This window comes from Rhizobium bangladeshense, from assembly GCF_001662075.1.
Classification (GTDB): domain Bacteria; phylum Pseudomonadota; class Alphaproteobacteria; order Rhizobiales; family Rhizobiaceae; genus Rhizobium; species Rhizobium bangladeshense_B.
Map to the genome: position 1 here is coordinate 89,831 of NZ_LYPL01000015.1, position 17,445 is coordinate 107,275.

General features: G+C 61.7%; 14 protein-coding genes. 12 read left to right on the forward strand and 2 right to left on the reverse strand.

Annotation, left to right across the window (positions count from 1 at the left end; translation table 11 throughout):
- Positions 1–21 precede the first annotated feature (21 nt).
- Positions 22–735 (reverse strand): FadR/GntR family transcriptional regulator, encoded by a 714-nt coding sequence (locus A7X77_RS25190; RefSeq protein ID WP_064685570.1) that lies wholly within the window; start codon positions 733–735, stop codon positions 22–24.
- A 369-nt stretch (positions 736–1,104) separates the two neighbouring features.
- Here A7X77_RS25190 and A7X77_RS25195 point away from each other — a divergent pair, with 369 nt between their 5' ends.
- The 6 genes from A7X77_RS25195 to A7X77_RS25220 all read left to right on the forward strand — a co-directional run bounded on the left by A7X77_RS25195 (position 1,105) and on the right by A7X77_RS25220 (position 9,421).
- A complete protein-coding gene (locus tag A7X77_RS25195) occupies positions 1,105–3,042 on the forward strand; it encodes an ABC transporter substrate-binding protein (RefSeq protein WP_064685571.1) in 1,938 nt (645 codons plus the stop codon).
- Positions 3,043–3,160: 118 nt separating this feature from the next.
- Complete coding sequence (locus A7X77_RS25200) at positions 3,161–4,147, forward strand: ABC transporter permease (protein WP_064685641.1); 987 nt, start codon at positions 3,161–3,163, stop codon at positions 4,145–4,147.
- A gap of 9 nt (positions 4,148–4,156) precedes the next feature.
- Positions 4,157–5,278, forward strand: coding sequence for an ABC transporter permease (locus tag A7X77_RS25205; RefSeq protein ID WP_064685572.1), 1,122 nt, complete (start codon positions 4,157–4,159; stop codon positions 5,276–5,278).
- Between the two features lie 7 nt (positions 5,279–5,285).
- Entirely contained in the window at positions 5,286–7,007 is a 1,722-nt protein-coding gene (locus A7X77_RS25210; RefSeq protein WP_064685573.1) for an ABC transporter ATP-binding protein, read from the forward strand.
- Positions 7,004–8,221 (forward strand): mandelate racemase/muconate lactonizing enzyme family protein, encoded by a 1,218-nt coding sequence (locus A7X77_RS25215; protein WP_064685574.1) that lies wholly within the window; start codon positions 7,004–7,006, stop codon positions 8,219–8,221. Before A7X77_RS25210 ends, A7X77_RS25215 begins: the two co-directional genes overlap by 4 nt.
- 12 nt (positions 8,222–8,233) lie before the next feature.
- Positions 8,234–9,421: a galactarate dehydratase gene (locus A7X77_RS25220; protein ID WP_064685642.1), complete on the forward strand. Its 1,188-nt coding sequence runs from the start codon at positions 8,234–8,236 to the stop codon at positions 9,419–9,421.
- A 378-nt stretch (positions 9,422–9,799) separates the two neighbouring features.
- Here the strand turns inward: A7X77_RS25220 and A7X77_RS25230 are convergent, their stop codons facing one another.
- Positions 9,800–10,723, reverse strand: coding sequence for a LysR substrate-binding domain-containing protein (locus tag A7X77_RS25230; RefSeq protein WP_064685643.1), 924 nt, complete (start codon positions 10,721–10,723; stop codon positions 9,800–9,802).
- Positions 10,724–10,823: 100 nt separating this feature from the next.
- On the opposite strand from A7X77_RS25230, the gene A7X77_RS25235 reads away from it, so the two are divergent.
- The 6 genes from A7X77_RS25235 (at position 10,824) to A7X77_RS25260 (ending at position 17,416) form a co-directional block, all read left to right on the forward strand.
- Positions 10,824–11,849 (forward strand): YeiH family protein, encoded by a 1,026-nt coding sequence (locus tag A7X77_RS25235; RefSeq protein ID WP_064685576.1) that lies wholly within the window; start codon positions 10,824–10,826, stop codon positions 11,847–11,849.
- Positions 11,850–11,948: 99 nt separating this feature from the next.
- Positions 11,949–13,499, forward strand: a complete 1,551-nt coding sequence (locus tag A7X77_RS25240; protein ID WP_064685577.1) for an acyl CoA:acetate/3-ketoacid CoA transferase — start codon at positions 11,949–11,951, stop codon at positions 13,497–13,499.
- Complete coding sequence (locus A7X77_RS25245) at positions 13,496–14,302, forward strand: SDR family NAD(P)-dependent oxidoreductase (RefSeq protein ID WP_064685578.1); 807 nt, start codon at positions 13,496–13,498, stop codon at positions 14,300–14,302. Before A7X77_RS25240 ends, A7X77_RS25245 begins: the two co-directional genes overlap by 4 nt.
- Positions 14,299–15,150 carry a MaoC/PaaZ C-terminal domain-containing protein gene (locus tag A7X77_RS25250; protein WP_064685579.1) on the forward strand — a complete coding sequence of 284 codons (852 nt, stop codon included), beginning with the start codon at positions 14,299–14,301 and terminating at the stop codon, positions 15,148–15,150. The genes A7X77_RS25245 and A7X77_RS25250 overlap by 4 nt, the downstream gene beginning before the upstream one ends.
- Positions 15,147–15,914 (forward strand): histidine utilization repressor, encoded by a 768-nt coding sequence (gene hutC, locus A7X77_RS25255; RefSeq protein ID WP_064685580.1) that lies wholly within the window; start codon positions 15,147–15,149, stop codon positions 15,912–15,914. The genes A7X77_RS25250 and hutC overlap by 4 nt, the downstream gene beginning before the upstream one ends.
- The gene (locus A7X77_RS25260) at positions 15,911–17,416 is read left to right on the forward strand and encodes an HAL/PAL/TAL family ammonia-lyase (protein ID WP_064685581.1); all 1,506 of its coding nucleotides are present in this window, start codon (positions 15,911–15,913) and stop codon (positions 17,414–17,416) included. The genes hutC and A7X77_RS25260 overlap by 4 nt, the downstream gene beginning before the upstream one ends.
- Positions 17,417–17,445 lie beyond the last annotated feature (29 nt).

The window sequence follows — 17,445 nt, forward strand, 5'->3', positions numbered from 1 at the left end:
AGTTCCTCCTCCCATCATCGCTCAAACCCCCTGGAACATGCGGGCGCGCGCATTCAATATGTGTCGCTTCATCGCATCATGCGCCTCGGTTTCCCGCCGCGCGAAGATCGCCTCCACGATCACCGCATGCTCATCCTGGACGCTGCGGATCTGCGCCGGCGTCCTTTTCAGGCTCAGGCTTCGTGTCACCGAATGGCCGATGGCGAAATGCGGCTTGAACCATTCGCGCACGGTGATGTGAAACTGATTGCCCGTCGCCATCGCAATCGCATCGTGCAAGGCCTGGTCTTCGTCGGCGCCCAGTTCGCCGTTCCTCAGACATTGTTCGATTGCAAGAAGCGCCTCCGTAATTCGCTCCTTGTCGGCGGGCTGCCAGTTTCGCGCCGCAAGCTCCGCAGCTTCGGCCTCAAGACCGGCGCGGAATTCGAAGAACCGCTGGACATCGGCAAGCGAGCCGACCGGGACCATTTTCAGCACCGACGAATCCGGCCGCTGCCGGACATAGGAGCCTGAACCTTTGCGCGAGACGACGAGGCCATCGGCCCTCAGGCGTTCGAGCGCTTCGCGCACGACGGGTCTCGACGCGCCGAAATCGGCGGCAAGCTTGGTCTCCGACGGCAGCCGTTCGTTGACGGGAAAGTTGCCGTCCGCGATCATCCCTACGATCTTCTCGTAGATAATGTCGCTGAAGCGCGTTGCGCCCCTGTTCGAAACGGCATCGATTGCAAACGTCATTATCGCTCTTTTCTCCCCCGCCATGTGGCAGATTCGCCCCATCGGCTCTTCTCCCGGCGAGCAGAAGCCGGATATGCCTTCTAGACCATGCGCCGGGATGGCGCCGTGCTGTCACTGGCCGCGACGCGGGTATACAGCTTGTGACAGGTTTCTCTTCTTTCCCTATCCATGACAGCGACGCCAAGGGTTTGGTGTCCCCGTTTAATACTGCATCGCTATCGAATCTGTAATTATCTGTCAACACTTGTAATCATTTGAGAACGTGTCTATGGTTTGCTTCCAGCGCCGAGGAGGGCGCAAAACGGCAGGCCAGGAAGCCCGCCGCACCAGCCGGGACAAGCTTGTTTCGGCATAAAAGGGGAGGAAACGATGCCCAGTGAAATTCTGTCTCGCGGTGTCACCCGCCGCGCCGTTCTCGGCGGCATGGCTGGTGCCGCGGCACTATCCATCGCCGGTCGCGCCTTCGCCGCCGGCGGCGAAGCGCCTGCGCTGGCGCAGCTCGTCAAGGACGGCAAACTGCCGCCGCTTGCCGAGCGTCTGCCGAAGAAGCCGATGGTCGTGACGCCGTTCGAGAAGGTCGGCACCTATGGCGGCACGTTGCGCCGCGGCTTGCGCGGTTCATCCGACCATAACGGCATTCTGCGCATGGTCGGCAACCAGAGCCTCGTGCGCTGGAACCTGGAATTCACCGCCGTGGAGCCGAACCTCGCCGAGCGCTGGGAGGTCAGCGATGACGCTACCCAATTCACCTTCCACCTGATCGAAGGCGTGCGCTGGTCGGACGGCCACCCCTTCACGGCGGACGACATCGTTTTCGCGATCGAGGACTGCGTCAAGAATACCGAGCTTTACAGCGCCACGCCGGCGCAGCTTGCCGTTGCCGGCAAGCCGGTCACCGTCGAAAAGATCGACGATTATACAGTGAAGTTCACCTTCGCGGCGGCAAACGCGCTTTATCTCGAAAATCTCGCCACGCCGCTCGGCCAGCATCCGACGCTCTTCCCCAAGCATTACTGCAGCCAATTCCTGCCGAAATACAATCCCAGCATCGAGGCCGATGCCAAGAAGGCGGGCGTCACCAGCTGGACGGAGCTCTTCCGCAGCCGCTGCGGCGACATCGAAATCCCGACGCGCTGGGGCAATGTCGACAAGCCGACGCTCGATCCCTGGGTCGTCAGGGAGCCCTATGTCGGCGGCGCAACGCGGGTCGTCATGAGCCGTAATCCCTATTTCTGGCAGGTCGATACATCGGGCAATCAGCTTCCCTACATTGATGAAGTCAACTTCGGCATTTCACAGGACGTCGAGTCGCTGATGCTGAACGTGATCTCCGGAAAAATCGACATTCAGGAGCGTCACATCAGCGTGCTCGCCAACAAACCGACGCTGTCCCAGAACATGCAGAAGGGTGACTATCGTCTGCTGACGCTCGTGCCTTCCGCCTCGCAACAGTGCCAGATCTATTTCAACATCACTCACAAAGATCCTGCCATGCGCAAGATGTTTGCCGACAAGTCGTTCCGGCAGGCGCTCTCGATCGGCATCAATCGTCAGGAACTGATCGACATCGTCTATTTCGGCCAGAGCGAGCCCTACCAGGCCGGCCCGCGTCCGACCCATCCCTGGTATCACGAGAAATATGCACGTCAGTTCACCGAATATGACGCTGACAAGGCGGGCGCGATGCTCGACCAGGCCGGTTACAAGAAGGGGCCCGACGGCTTTCGCGTTCGGCCCGACGGCCAGAAAGTCTTCTTCTCGATCGACGTTATTCCGACGCTCTATCCCGACTTGGTCGACGCGCTCGAACTGGTCAAAACACATTGGTCGCAGATCGGTATCGACATGAAGGTCAACACGATCGAGCGGGCGCTCTATTATACCCGCGGCGACGACAATGCGCATGATGCGGCGGTGTGGCCGGGTCCTGGCGGTCTCGATCCGATGCTCGATCCGCGCGATTTCTTCGCCTTCCATCCGCAAGGGTCGCGTTACGCCATTCCGTGGACGCTCTGGTACACCTCGAACGGCGCCCGCGGCGAAGAGCCGCCGGAAAGCCAGAAGAAGCGCATGAAGCTGTTCGACGAAGCGCGTTCGACGGCCGATCTCGACAAGCGCGGCGCGATCATGAAGCAGATCTTCGACATTGCCGCGGAGGAATTTGAGACCGTTGGACTTTGTCTCGCCGTCGGCGGATTCGGCATCATCCGCAATAATCTGCGCAATGTGCCCGAGAAGGAGCCGGATAGCTGGTCCTGGCCCAATCCGGGACCTGCGATGCCGCAGCAGTTCACCTTCACGAGCTGATCTCGATCGAGCGCCGTACTGACGGTACGGCGCTTTCTTCGGTTCGCCTTCCGAGATGCCTTGCCGGCGATGAGAGCCGGCAAGGTCCGGAGGGCGGTGTTCAATGCAAGAGGCGCCCATGCTGGTCTTTATCGCCAAACGCTTGCTGTGGATGATTCCATCGCTCTTTGCCGTCAGCTTCCTCGCTTTCGTGCTGATCCAGCTGCCGCCGGGCGACTATGTCACCACCTATATTGCCACACTGGCGGCCTCCAATGAAATCGTCGATCAGAACACTGCGGCCCAGTTGCGCGAGCGCTTCGGACTCGATGACCCGATGCTCATCCAATATTTCAAGTGGATGTGGGGCATCCTCTCGCGCGGCGACTTCGGCATTTCCTTCGAGTGGCAGCAGCCGGTCTCCGACCTGATCTGGGAGCGCATGGCGCTGACCCTGGTTCTCGCGCTTTCGACTTTGATTGCCACGTGGGCGATCGCCCTGCCTATCGGCGTCTTTTCCGCCGTGCGCAAATATTCGATCGGCGACTATTTCTTCACCGCCTTCACGTTTTTCGGCCTAGCCATCCCCTCCTTCCTGCTGGCGCTGGTGCTGATGTATGTCGCGGCGGTCGAATTCGGCCAGGATGTCGGCGGGCTGTTCTCGCCGCAATACGAGAATGCGCCCTGGAGCTTCGCCAAGATGGTCGATCTCTTCTCGCATCTCTGGCTTCCTGTCATCATTCTGGCCGTCTCTTCGACGGCAAGCCTCATCCGCGTGATGCGCGCCAACATGCTCGACGAACTGCCGAAGCCCTACGTGACGACGGCACGGGCAAAGGGGCTCTCGGAATTCCGGCTGCTGATGAAATATCCGTTGATGATCGCGCTCAACCCGTTCATCTCGACGATTGCCTGGCTGCTGCCCAATCTCATCTCTGGCTCGGTCGTCGTCGCCATCGTCCTCAATCTGCCGACGGCAGCCCCCTTGTTGCTGCAGGCGCTGATGGCGCAGGACATGTATCTCGCCGGCGCCTTCGTTCTGCTGATCTGCGCGCTGACGCTCATAGGCTCTCTGATCAGCGACATCCTGCTGGCGCTGGTCGATCCTCGCATCCGGTTGGAATAGGAGCCTGACATGGCCGACATCGCCGTTACAAACATTCAGCCGGATCGCGCCGCGGTCGCATCACAGTGGCAGCTGATCTGGTGGGCCTTTCGCCGCCACAAGCTGGCCATGGTGGCGCTCGTCGTCACCGTACTGATGTATATCGTCGCCCTCGTTCCCGGCTTCTTCGCCATCAACGATCCGAACCTGCAAAACGCGCGGGCGACCTTTCATCCGCCGCAGAAATTGCATCTGATCGATACTGAGAACGGGTTCTCGTTCGGTCCGCATTATTATCCGATGAAGCTGACCCGCGATCCGGAAACACTCGCCGCCATCTACAAGGAAGATTCGTCGAAGCGTGTCGATGTTCAGTTCTTCGGGCGCGGCTACGAGTATTCCGTGTTTGGCCTGTTCAACACCAACATTCATCTGATCGCGTCGCCCGACAAGACGACGCCGCTGCTGCTCTTCGGCGCCGACCGGCTTGGGCGTGATGTCTTCAGCCGAACGGTACAGGGTTCGCAGGTTTCGCTGTCGATCGGCCTCGTCGGCGTCTTCCTGTCGTTGATGCTCGGCATCGTGATTGGCGGCATCTCCGGATATTATGGTGGTCGCATCGACTTCTTCATGCAGCGCGTGATCGATTTCGTGCTGTCGCTGCCGACGATCCCGATCTGGCTTGCCATGGCTGCGGCGCTGCCGCAGGATTGGCCCGCGACGCTGCAATACATGATGATCACGATCATCCTGTCGCTGACCGGCTGGGCCCAGCTTGCTCGCGTCGTTCGCGGCCGCTTTCTGTCCTTGCGCACCGAGGAATTCGTCGCCGCCGCCAGACTGGATGGCGTTCGCGAAAGTCGCATCATCTTTCGCCATATGCTGCCGAGCTTTGCCAGCCACATCATCGCGTCGATCACGCTCGCAGTGCCGGCGATGATCCTGGCCGAAACCTCTCTCTCCTTCCTGGGGCTAGGGCTGCAGCCGCCGACCATCTCCTGGGGCGTGCTGCTGCGAGAGGCCCAGAACATCCGCTCGATCGCCACGGCGCCCTGGCTCTTCCTGCCGGGCTGTGCCGTCGTGGTTGCCGTCATGGCGCTCAATCTCCTCGGCGACGGCCTGCGCGATGCGGCTGACCCCTATAACAAATGAGGCCGGCATGACCGAAATCGTTTCCATTGCCGGCAGGCCGCTGCTTGAGGTGAAGAACCTGACCGTTGAATTCCCGCTGCGCACCGGCGTCTTTCGCGCCGTCAGCGACCTGTCCTTTGCAATCGAACCGGGCAAGACGCTCTGCGTGGTCGGCGAAAGCGGATCCGGCAAGTCGGTGACGGCGCGCTCGATCCTGCAGATCGTCGATGCGCCCGGCCGCATTGCCGGCGGTTCGATCACATTGAGCCACCCGAAGGGCGGCTCGATCGATCTGACCAGCCTCAATCCGCGCGGTCGCCAGATCCGGGCGATCCGCGGCCGCGATATCGCGATGATCTTCCAGGAGCCGATGTCGTCGCTGTCGCCCATCCATACCGTCGGCAACCAGATTATCGAGGCGCTTCGCCTTCACACCAGGATGAGCAAGGCGGAGGCGCGCGCCGAGGCCATATCGCTGCTCAAACAGGTCGAGATTCCCTCGCCTGAGAAAGCGTTGGATCGATACGCCTTCCAATATTCCGGCGGTATGCGCCAGCGCGCGATGATCGCCATGGCGCTCGCATGCAAGCCGCAGCTGCTGATCGCCGACGAGCCGACCACGGCGCTCGACGTGACGACGCAGGCCGAGATCCTCGACCTGATCGCCCGCCTGCAGAAGGCCAACGGCATGGCCGTTCTCTTCATCACCCATGACATGGGAGTGGTGGCGCAGATCGCCGACAACGTGCTCGTCATGCACAACGGCGTGGCGAAGGAATACGGGCCGGTCGAGCAGATCTTTCATGCGCCGCAGGACGATTATACCCGTATGCTGATCGGCTCGGTGCTGAAGCTGGAGCAGAAGGCCGAGATCCGCCTGGCGCGCCCGCCGCTCGACAGGACGAAAGCGCCGATCCTCGAACTGCGCAACGTGTCGATGGATTTCGGCGAGGTGAAAGCGCTGAATGATGTCTCGATTTCGCTTCTGCCGGGCGAAACGCTTGGCATCGTCGGCGAGAGCGGCTCGGGCAAGACGACCATGGGCCGCTCGATCATGCGGCTGATCGATCCCTCCGCCGGCGAAATCCTCTATCGCAACGCTAGCGGCGACATCATCGATCTGGCGACAGCAAAAGGCCAGACGCTTGCCGCGGCGCGCCGCGAATTGCGCATGGTGTTCCAGGATCCCTTCGGTTCCCTTAATCCGCGCATGACCGTCTCGCAGATCATCGGCGAGCCCTTGCTCGTCAACGGCATCGCCAAGGGACGGGCGCTGGATGAGCGTGTTTGCCACCTGATGGAGCAGGTCGGCCTCGATCCCAGGGCGCGCGAACGCTATCCGCACGCCTTCTCCGGCGGCCAGCGCCAGCGCATCGGCATTGCCCGCGCGATTACGCTCAATCCGCGCGTCATCGTCGCCGATGAGGCGACCTCGGCGCTCGACGTCTCGGTGCGCTCGCAGGTGCTCGATCTCCTGATGCGCCTGCAAGACGAACTCGGGCTCGCCTATATCTTCATCAGCCATGACATCGGCGTCATCCGCTACATGTGCGACCGCGTCGGTGTCATGTACAAGGGCCAGCTCGTCGAAATCGGCGAAGCGGAGAAAGTCTGCCGCACGCCCGAGCACGCCTACACGCAAGCGCTGATATCGGCCATTCCGCGGCCCGATCCCCGCGACCGCGATCATTCGCGGCGCTTTCGCTATGTCGCTCCCGACAATCTGAAGAACGGGAGTTCCCAGCGATGAAGATCATCGGCATCAAAACGTTTCTCATGCATGCCGGTCAGCCCGACCCGTCCAAATGGGCCTCGGATGAGCGCTCGGGAGACGGTGCATCCGCGCAGCTGCGAGGCACGAGGAACTGGCTGTTTTTGAAGATCGAAACCGATGAGGGTATCACCGGCATCGGTGAATGCTCCGGCTGGCCGCGCGTGATCGAGACCGCGGTCCATGATCTGGCGCCGCTGCTCATCGGCGAAGATCCGGCCCATATCGAACGCCTGTGGCAGAAGTTGCATATTGCAATGATGGGGCACGGCATGCTCGGCACGGTCGGAGGCGGCGCGATGACCGGCATTGACATGGCGCTCTGGGACATCAAGGGCAAGGCCCTCGGCGTGCCGGTCTGGATGCTGCTCGGCGGCAAGGTGCGCGACAAGATCCCGATCTATTCACATGCCAATACGCCCGAACGTGCGCTTGCGGTCAAACAGCGTGGTATAAAGGCGGTCAAGTGCGGCGGCGTGGCCGATCCCGTACGCAAGGTCGCAGCGCTGCGCGAGGCGGTCGGCGACGACATGGACATCGCCATCGACCTGCATGGGCCGCCATGGCTGACCCCTGCGGATGCGTGCCGGCTGGTGCGGGCGCTCGAACCCTATGAACTGATGTGGGTGGAAGATCCGATCGCGCCCGACAATCTCGACGGCTACCGGCGCATTCGCGATGCTGCACATGTGCCGCTTGCCGCCGGCGAACGCTCGGCGACGATCTTTGGCGAGCGCGAACTCATCGAAAGAGAGCTGGTCGACGTGATTCAGCCTGATACCGGCCGGGCCGGCGGGATCACGCAGATGAAGAAGATCGCGGCCATGGCCGAGGCCCATCACATCCAGATGGCACCGCATTCGGGCTCGCTCGGGCCGGTGGCGGAATATGCGGCGCTGCATCTGCTCGCCGCCATTCCGAACGCGCTCATCCTCGAGCGGCTCGACGACGACTGGGACGGCCGTCGCCAGACGATCGTGCCGCATCCCGAGCAGGTGGACGGGCTGATCGCCGTTCCCGACGCCCCGGGGCTCGGCTGCGATATCGACGAGGAATTCGTCGCCCGCTTTCCGAGCGGCGGCAATGTCTCGGTTCCCGTGCCGGAGGCCGCAGGCTCCTACAATCCAGGAACCTACAACGAGCACCTCTACGTGCAGACGCGCGTGGCGCGCCGCAGTTATTTCAAACACTAGAAGGACAGAATGATGAAGATCGACCGCATGCGAGTGTTCATGACCCGCGACAAGGACCGCCCCCGCGTGATCGTCGCACTCGACACCGATGATGGGCTGACGGGCTGGGGCGAATGCTACAATCACGGCCCCGACAAGGCGCTGCCGCCGCTGCTCGATTATCTCTACGGCTTTCTCTCCGGCCAGGATCCGACACGCGTCGATTATCTCGTCAACCTGCTGATCCAGCAAAGCCGCTTCCCGCCGGGCGCACTCGGCCTTGCTGCGATTTCCGCGCTCGACCACTGCCTGTGGGATCTGGCGGCCAAGGCCGCGAATGTCCCCGTCTACAAGCTGCTGGGTGGCGAGGTGCGCGATCGCATCAAGGTCTATGCGGGAGTCTACACCGCGCCGGACGCACCTGCCGCCCGCGACGAGTTCGACCGACTGAAGGAGGAATGGGGTTTCACCGCCTTCAAGCTCAGCCCTTGGCGCATCGATATGCACTCCCATCGCTGGGGCAATGTCGTGAAGGCCTCGGCCGATTATTTCCGCTCGCTTCGCGAGACGGTCAGCGATGAATACGAGATCGCCTTCGACGCGCATGCCAAAATCTTCGAGCCGATCGCGGCAAGACAGCTCGGCAATGCGCTGGCGCCCTATGATCCGTTGTTCTACGAAGAGCCGCTGCGTCCTGAGAATATCGAGGCCTGGGGCGATCTGAAGCAGGGGCTCAACTGCGTGCTCGCGACCGGCGAGTCGCTCTATAACAGGAACGAATTCCTGCGGCTGCTGCAGGTCAAGGGCGCCGACCTGATCCAGCCGGATATCTGCGTCGTCGGCGGCATCAGCGAAATGCGTCGCATCGCTACGCTCGCCGAAGCCTATTTCGTCGGCGTCGCGCCGCACAATCCGATGGGGCCGCTGGCGACGGCAGTCAATGTGCATTTTTCGGCCGCCGCCCAGAATTTCCGCATCCTCGAATACCGGTTGCCAAAGGGCCAGGCCTATGTTTATGGCGGCCTCGATATCGAGAAGCGGCAGGGGGAAACGCGCTACGTCGTCGATCCCTATCTGCCGAAGAACGGCTATCTCGAGCTGCGCCCAGACCGGCCCGGCTGGGGCGTCGAGATGGACGAGAAGGCAATGGAGGAGGAAGGGTATATCCACTGGCAGCGGCGGGTGCCGAAGCGGCCGGATGGGTCTTACGCCTTCGCTTAGAGACGCCGCTCAAAAAAATCGGGACTGGCCGCTGCCGCATGGCGGTAGCCATTTCCTGGTTGTCAGGCGACACCGACGTTATGCGTTGTTGTGGCATTCTCCAACATCTCGCATGTTCGAAGGGCCTGTCAGCTGAGTGCAGGCGACTGATCGCCGACGAAAGCGTTGGCGGGCCCGAGCCTTTCCCTGGCACCGATAATCCGCCCGAATTATCTTTTGACCGTCGGCGATCGGATGGTCGCGGCGAAATCGGTCAGGCATGGCCGCTGGCTGATGGAAGCCGCCGCCATTCGCAAATTCCGGCCGCAGGAGATGCAAAAACAAAGGGATGGTGCAGTTCTGCGCTTCCGCTGAAATCTGAACTGCGCTCGATCTAGTCTAAAGCGTCCAGTCATCCCGATTTTGGACTTCGGCAGTTTTGTCCTCGCGGCAAATCGTTTCCAGCGCCAACGAGGCCCGGCTGGAGTGTCTTTGTTTGTGCCGCAGGATTGCGAACTGGCGGGACGGCAAAGGAAAGCGCGCCTTTACCAACAGCCCCTGCATCAAGAGCGGCGCGGCCACGGCGCCGGAAACGACCGTTGCGCAAAGGCCTTCTCTTGCTGCCGATATGACGGCTTCGTTCGATGGCAGCTCAAGTGCGACAGTCAGATCTGCGGGGCCGATGCCGAGATTTGAAATCGCCGCCTCGAAAGCCGACCGGGTTCCGGACCCTCTTTCCCGCATTACCCATTTCGTGCCCGAAACCAGCTCCGCCGCAGCGATCGGTTTGCCACGCGCCCAGGGGTGGCGCGGACCGACGACGACAAGGAGTTCGTCCTCGGCAAGCGGCTGAACATTCAGCGCCGGCTCATCAACGCTGCCTTCGACGAAACCGACTTCCGCCAATCCATCGAGAACCGCTTTTGCCGCCGTGGCGGTATTGCCGATCATCAGCTTCAACTCGATGCCCGGATAGCGGTTCTTGAAACGCATCAGCATCGCTGGCAGCCAATAGCTTGCGATCGTCTGACTGGCAAAAACAACGAGCTCACCCTTTTGCAGGCCGCCGAGATCGGACAGGACGAGCGCTGCGGCTTTTGCGCGCGAGAGTGTGGCTCTTGCCTCCCCCAGAAACACCCGCCCTTCATATGTCAGTTCTATGCGGCGTCCGACACGGTGAAAAAGCTCGACGCCATAGGAGGCCTCGAGATTGCGGATGGCGGAACTGACGGCTGATGGCGTGAGGCCTATCGCCGAGGCGGCGTTGGTCAGGTGCTCGCGTTCAGCAACCGCGACGAAAATGGAGAGCTGTTCGAAGGTCATAAGAAAATCGTTCGATTTTGTCGAATGAATCATATTAATCTATTCAATAGAAGTCGACAATTGGGTGTGGGACAGTGGAGCATTCCACAAGGTCTTGCCTATGTTCGTTTCCGTCTCACGTTCCGCGTGGCTTCCTGCTGTCCTGCCGGGACTTTTCCTTTGCGCGGCAGTCACGCTCATTGCGCAGTTGGTCGGGCAGTTGCAGCTGATGATTTTCGGCGCGCACTGGATCGAGAGCCTCGTGCTGGCCATTCTGATCGGCACTGCCGTGCGCTCCTCGGTCCGTCTTCCGGAGACTTTCACTCCAGGCATACACTTCGCCGCCAAGACGCTTCTCGAGATTGCCGTCGTTTTGCTGGGCGCCTCGCTCAGCGCGGCTGCCATCCGGCAGGCCGGATTGCCGCTTGTCGGCGGAATTGCCCCCCTGGTTGCTCTGTCCCTGGCCGGCAGCTTTCTGATCGGGCGGCTATTGGGGCTGTCGACCGACCTAGCGACCTTGGTTGCGTGCGGCAACTCGATCTGCGGAAATTCTGCGATTGCCGCTGCAGCCCCTGTCATCGGCGCCAAACCCGACGATATCGCTGCCTCGATAGCCTTTACCGCGTTGCTCGGCGTTGGTGCGGTGCTGGCGCTGCCGCTTCTGCACCTGCTCCTGGGCCTCAGCACCGTACAATATGGCGTCTTCGCAGGACTGACAGCCTATGCCGTGCCGCAGGTATTGGCAGCCACGGCCTCTGCCGGAGCCGTCAGCACCCAGGTAGGCACGCTCGTCAAGCTGATCCGCGTGATGATGCTCGGACCCGTCATTTTTGTGCTCGGCGCAGTTCATGGCCGGCGTCCCGGTGGCTCCGCATTCAATCTCCGCCATGTTCTGCCATGGTTCATCCTCGGTTTTGCAGCCATGGCGACGCTTCGCTCCTTTGACGCGATTCCGGCACCGCTGCTGACCGGGATGTCGGCTGTCTCCGCCGCTTTTACCGTCACCGCCATGGCCGCGTTAGGCCTCTCCGTCGATGTGAGATCCGTCGCCCATACCGGCGGCCGGGTCCTTGCAGCGGCGGCACTGTCGCTGCTGGCTCTGGCGGCTCTTGGGCTTTGCTTGATGGCACTGCTTGACATCGGCTGATCGAGGCGATTTGCCCAAAATACCGGCAAAGATTCCGGTTGCCTTCGAAACGATCAGCGGGTAGCCTGTATATACAGGTCGGTCGCAAACAAGGTCGTCATGCGGGTCATCTCTTCACAGCAAGCTGCGGATCTCCTCGAGGACGGGATGACTGTCGCTGCTTCGGGTTTTGGAGGATGCTGCCATCCCGAGGCCATCACAGCTGCTGTCGAGGACCGTTTCATCGCCTCTGGAAAACCCCGCAATCTAACGCTCTTGTTTGCTGCCAGTACAGGCGATCGTCATACGCGCGGCATGGGGCACTTCGGCTATGAAGGCCTCGTCGCCTGCGTGATTGCCGGGGGATGGCGGGGAACGCCGCGCCTTGGCAGGCTGGCGATCGAGGAGAAAATCGAGGCGCATTGCTGGCCGCAAGGCGTCATCGCGCAGCTCTATCGCGCGATTGCCGCCGGTCAGCCTGGGGTGATCACCCATATCGGGCTCGGCTCTTTCATGGACCCGCTGCATGGCGGCGGCCGCATGAATGCGACGACGCCGCGCGCGCTTGTCGAGCGTGTGTCGCTGCGCGGCAAAGAATGGCTGCTTTATCCTTCGATGCCGCTCGACTGCGTGCTTTTGCGCGGAACGACGGCCGACGAAGACGGCAACATCACCCTCGAGGACGAAGCCTTTCCGCTCGACGTGCTCGCCATGGCCCAAGCAGGCCGAAACTCCGGCGGTATCGTCATCGTGCAGGTCAAGCGGATTGCCGAACGCGGCTCGCTGCCGCCGGGCGATGTTCGCATCCCGGCGGCGCTAGTCGATTATGTCGTCGTCTGCGAAAATCCGGCCCAGCACGGCGTCAGCTTCGCCGAAACGGACAATATCGCCTATACCGGGCGCGTCCGGATGGCGGTGAGCCGTTTGCAGCCGGCGCCGCTGTCGGCCGATAAGATTATTCAGCGCCGTGCTTTCCTGGAACTGGCGACGCTCCATCGCCCGACGATCAACCTCGGCATCGGCATTGCGGCCGGGATCGGCCGCATCGCCAGCGAAGAGGGATTCGATGATAATACGGTGACGATCGAATCCGGCGTCATCGGCGGCGTACCGGCCGAGGAGCTGTCCTTCGGCGCCGCCGTTAATCCGACCGCTATCATCCCACAGGCATCGCAGTTCGATTTTTACGACGGCGGCGGCCTCGATATCGCCTTTCTCGGCATGGCCGAGGTGGATAGGTGTGGTGCGGTCAATGTCAGCCGCTTCAACAATTCCATCGTTGGCGTCGGTGGCTTCACCAATATCTCGCAGACGGCGGGGCGTGTTGTCTATCTCGGCGCATTTTCGGCCGGCGGCGCGGAAATTGCGGTTGCCGACGGCAGGCTCGACATCATCCGGGACGGCAGAGTTTGCAAGATCGTCGACCATGTCGACCAGATCAGTTCGAGCCCGGCCTTTGCGCCGGAAGGGCAGACACAGCTCGTCGTCACCGAGCGGGCGGTCTTTCAAGTGATCGACGGATGCCTGACGCTGACGGAGTTTGCCCCCGGCATCGATCTCGCCGCCCATGTTCTCGACCGCCTGCCGAAGGGCGTCGCTGTGTCGGACCAACTGAAACAGATGGACGCGCGCCTGTTTTCCACCCGCGCCATGAAGGACTTTGCCCCATGAAAATCAATGGAGCCGTCATCATCGTCACGGGCTCCGCAACAGGCGTCGGGGCTGCATGCGTGAAGCAGTTCGCCGAGGGCGGTGCGCGGGTGGTGGTCAATTACAGTCGCAGCAAGAAAGAGGCCGATGAAACGGCCGATATCTGCCGCAGCCTGGGCGCGCAGGTCGAGATCGTCCAGGCCGACGTTGCCGACGATGCGGCCTGCCGCCGGATGGTCGCGACGGCCGTCAACCGGTGGGGTCGGCTCGACGCCCTGGTGAACAATGCCGCAACTACGGTCAAATCGGATCCTTTCGATCTCGAGACATTGTCGGCCGCAGATTTTCAGAGCGTTTTCGGCGTCAATGTCATCGGTGCCTATCAGATGTGCCGGGCGGCGGTGCCTGCCATGCGTGACAGCGGCGGCGGTGCGATCGTCAATGTCTCATCCAACGTTGCCTTTACGGGCGGCGGCAGTTCGCTTGCCTATACGGCCTCCAAGGGCGCGCTCAATGCGCTGACAATGGCGCTAGCGCGCACCTGCGGTCCCGATATCCGGGTGAACGCGGTTTGCCCCGGCATCATCGATACGCGCTGGATGCGCGACACGCTCGGGCCGGATGCCTATGGAGCCATTGCCAAGCGATTTTCGGAAACCGCGCCGCTCGGCCGGGTCGCGACACCGGACGACGTTGCCGGCGCTATTGTCTGGCTTGTTCAGGGTGCAGACTTCGTTACCGGCGAATTGCTGTCCGTTGACGGCGGCGTCCGCCTGTCCGGTGGCGTTCGCAAATCCGCGACATCCGGGGGCGCCGCATCGTGACGCTGTCGGCCCAATCCATCCTCGACTTCCCGGTGCCGCAAGCAACACATGTGGTCACCGCAAGAGATGCCATCCTTTACGCGCTTTCGGTTGGCTACGGCTCCAACGCGCTCGACGAAAAGGCGCTGAGCTATGTCTATGAGCGCGATCTCGTGACTGCGCCGACCCTTGCCAATATCATAGCGCATCCAGGACCATGGATGCAGCAGACGGGCGTCGACTGGGCGCGTCTCGTGCACTCCGAACATCGCCTGACGATCCACCGCCCGGTCCCACTCGATGTGCGACTGATCTCTCGCTCACGCGTCCTCTCGGTAGTCGATCGCGGCGTTGAAAAGGGAATGTTCGTCAGCTTCGAGCGCCTGATCACAACCGCGGACGGGGGTGAGCCGATCGCGACGATCGTCCAGACGAATGCGTGCCGCGGCGACGGTGGATGCGGTTCGGCGGGATCTGCGCCTGAACCTTTGCCCAAGGTCCCGGACGGAGAGCCGGACATCGAATTCAATGTCGACATACCGGCAAACGCCGCTCTCATCTACCGCCTGAACGGTGATCTCAATCCGCTGCATGTCGACCCGCAGGCAGCGAGCAGAAGCGGCTTTGACCGGCCGATCCTGCATGGGCTGTGCAGCTTCGGCCACGCGGGCTACGCCATTGTCGCTGCCATCGATCCAGGCATGGCTACTAACTTGAGCGCGATCGCGGCGCGTTTCAGCGCGCCGATCTTTCCCGGGGAAAGGATCACCCTGCAGATATGGCACAACGGCGCCGAGATTCGCTTCAGGGGGCTCGTTGCTTCGCGGGGCGCTATCATCCTCGACAACGGCTTGGCGAGGTTGTCATGACGAAAGCGGTCAAACCGGTCTCCGGCGAGGCACGCCATTATATCAGGATCAAGGAGCAGATCCTGGCCGACATCGCCGAGGGCAAGCTGCAGCCGGGAGACCGGGTATCTTCCGAAAGCGAACTGGTGGCGGCATTCGGCGTCAGCCGAATGACGGCGAACCGGGCGCTGCGGGAATTGATGTTCGAGGGCGTTCTCAAACGATCCGCCGGGATCGGAACATTCGTGTCGCCAAAGCACCTCGATGTCGATCTGCTTCAAATTCGCAACATAGCCGACGAAATATTGGAGCGGGGGCACACGCACAAGGCGGTGGTGGTCAAGGCCGGCTTGATGAAGGCGGATGCCAATGTCGCCGACGCGCTCGAACTGACCCTCGGCGCAGAAGTGATGCATTCGCTGATCGTGCACGTGGAAAACGGCCAGCCCATTCAGGTCGAGGAGCGCTACGTCAATCCGCTGGTCGCGCCGAACTATCTGTCGGCCGACTTCGGCAGAATGACACCGCACGAATATCTGACGAAGGTCGCACCGATAACGGCGTTCGAACATATCGTCCAGGCCGTCAAACCGGATAGGGCCATCCGCAAATATCTCGGCCTGAAGAATGATCACCCTTGCCTGCGCGTCTTTCGAAGAACCTGGTCGGGCGAGGCCGTCGTCACCTGCGCGCTGTTATACTATCCCGGCGCTCAATATCGGCTGGAAGCACGGTCCAGCAAGGGTCCCTCTAAGCCCGTCGCCATTCTCGGAGAGAAACAGTGAGCGCCACCCATTCTCCATCAGTCATCTTCAGCGCGGCGCCGCCGACTATCGAGAACATCGCAGCAATTGCCCGTCGTCACGCAATTATCGAAGTATCCGCCGAGGTCGAGGTCCGGATTGCGGCCGCGCGCGCCGTCGTCGATCGCTATACGGAAAAGGATCTGCCGGTCTATGGCCTAACGACGGGACTGGGAGCAGGGGTCGATACACGACTTGCGGCGGAAGATCTGGTGGCGTTCCAGATGCGTGTGCCGCAAGCCCGCGCGGTCGGCGTCGGACAACCGCTAGCGCAGGAGACCGTGCGGGCGATGATGGCCGTCAGGGCCGCCGGCATGGCGGCGGGCGGGTCCGGCGTTTCTCCTAAAGTCTTCCACGGTCTGATTGCCGCCATCAATGCAGGTGTCCATCCTGTCGTCCCGTCACTGGGCTCGATCGGCGCGGCGGATTTGGCTCCGCTTGCCCATATGAGCCGGGGGCTTCTGGGCTTCGGCGAGATCGAGCTTGGCGGCGACGTACTGCCGGCCGCCATCGCCCTTGAAAGGGCCGGTCTGAAGCCTCTCGAATTGGCGCCGAAGGACGGGCATGCGCTTGTCGTGGCCAACAGTCTCTCCATCGGCCTCGCCTGTCTGGCGCTTGAGGATATCGAGCAGCTCTTCGACTGGTCTCTGAAGGCGATTGCCGTCAATTTCGAAGCGTTCCGGGCCAATGTCAGCGTCTTCGACGACCGCGCTCTGGCCGCGAGACCGGCCTTTGGACAGCGCCGTGTCGCCGCTCGGTTAATGGATTTGCTTTCGGGAAGCTCCTTGCTCGCCGCCGATGCAGCAAGACGTCTCCAGGATCCTTTGAGCTACCGCTGCACGCCGCAGGTCTGGGGTGCGCTGAGGCATGCGATCGACGAGGCAAGGCAGGCGACCGAGATTGAGCTCGTCAGTTCCAGCGACAATCCTGTCGTGATCGCATCCGAGGGCGTTATTCTTTCACACGGCAATTTTGATATGACCGCCTTTGTGCTCGCCTGGGAAAGGCTGGGGCAGGCGATGGCGCATTGCGCGGCGGGCACCGCCTATCGGATCATGAAAATCATGTCGCCCGGCATGTCCGACCTCCCACGCTTCCTGACCCCAATGGGCCAGAGCCGTACCGGTTTTGCGACCGTGCAAAAGACCGTCTCGGCCATGGAAGCTGAAATCCGTCATCTGGCCATGCCGGTTTCGCTTTCGCCCTTTCCCGTCGCCGATGGCATCGAAGACCAGGCGTCGATGGCCCCGAGCGTTTTGGCAAAGACGCAGGCGATCATCGAGCGCCTGCGCTATCTGATCGCTATCGAACTGATCGCCTCGGTACAGGCCGTCGAGCTTAGAGGCGTCTCAGGCGAATTGGGCAAGGGATCGGCGCAAGCCTATGCTTTCGTACGCAACCACGTCCCGCCGCTTGAAGAGGATCGCGCGCAAGGGCCGGATTTTGCGACAATTGCCGCATTGATCGGGCCTGGCCCCCAATAAGCCCGGTTCGCCACTGCCCCGGAAAGAAG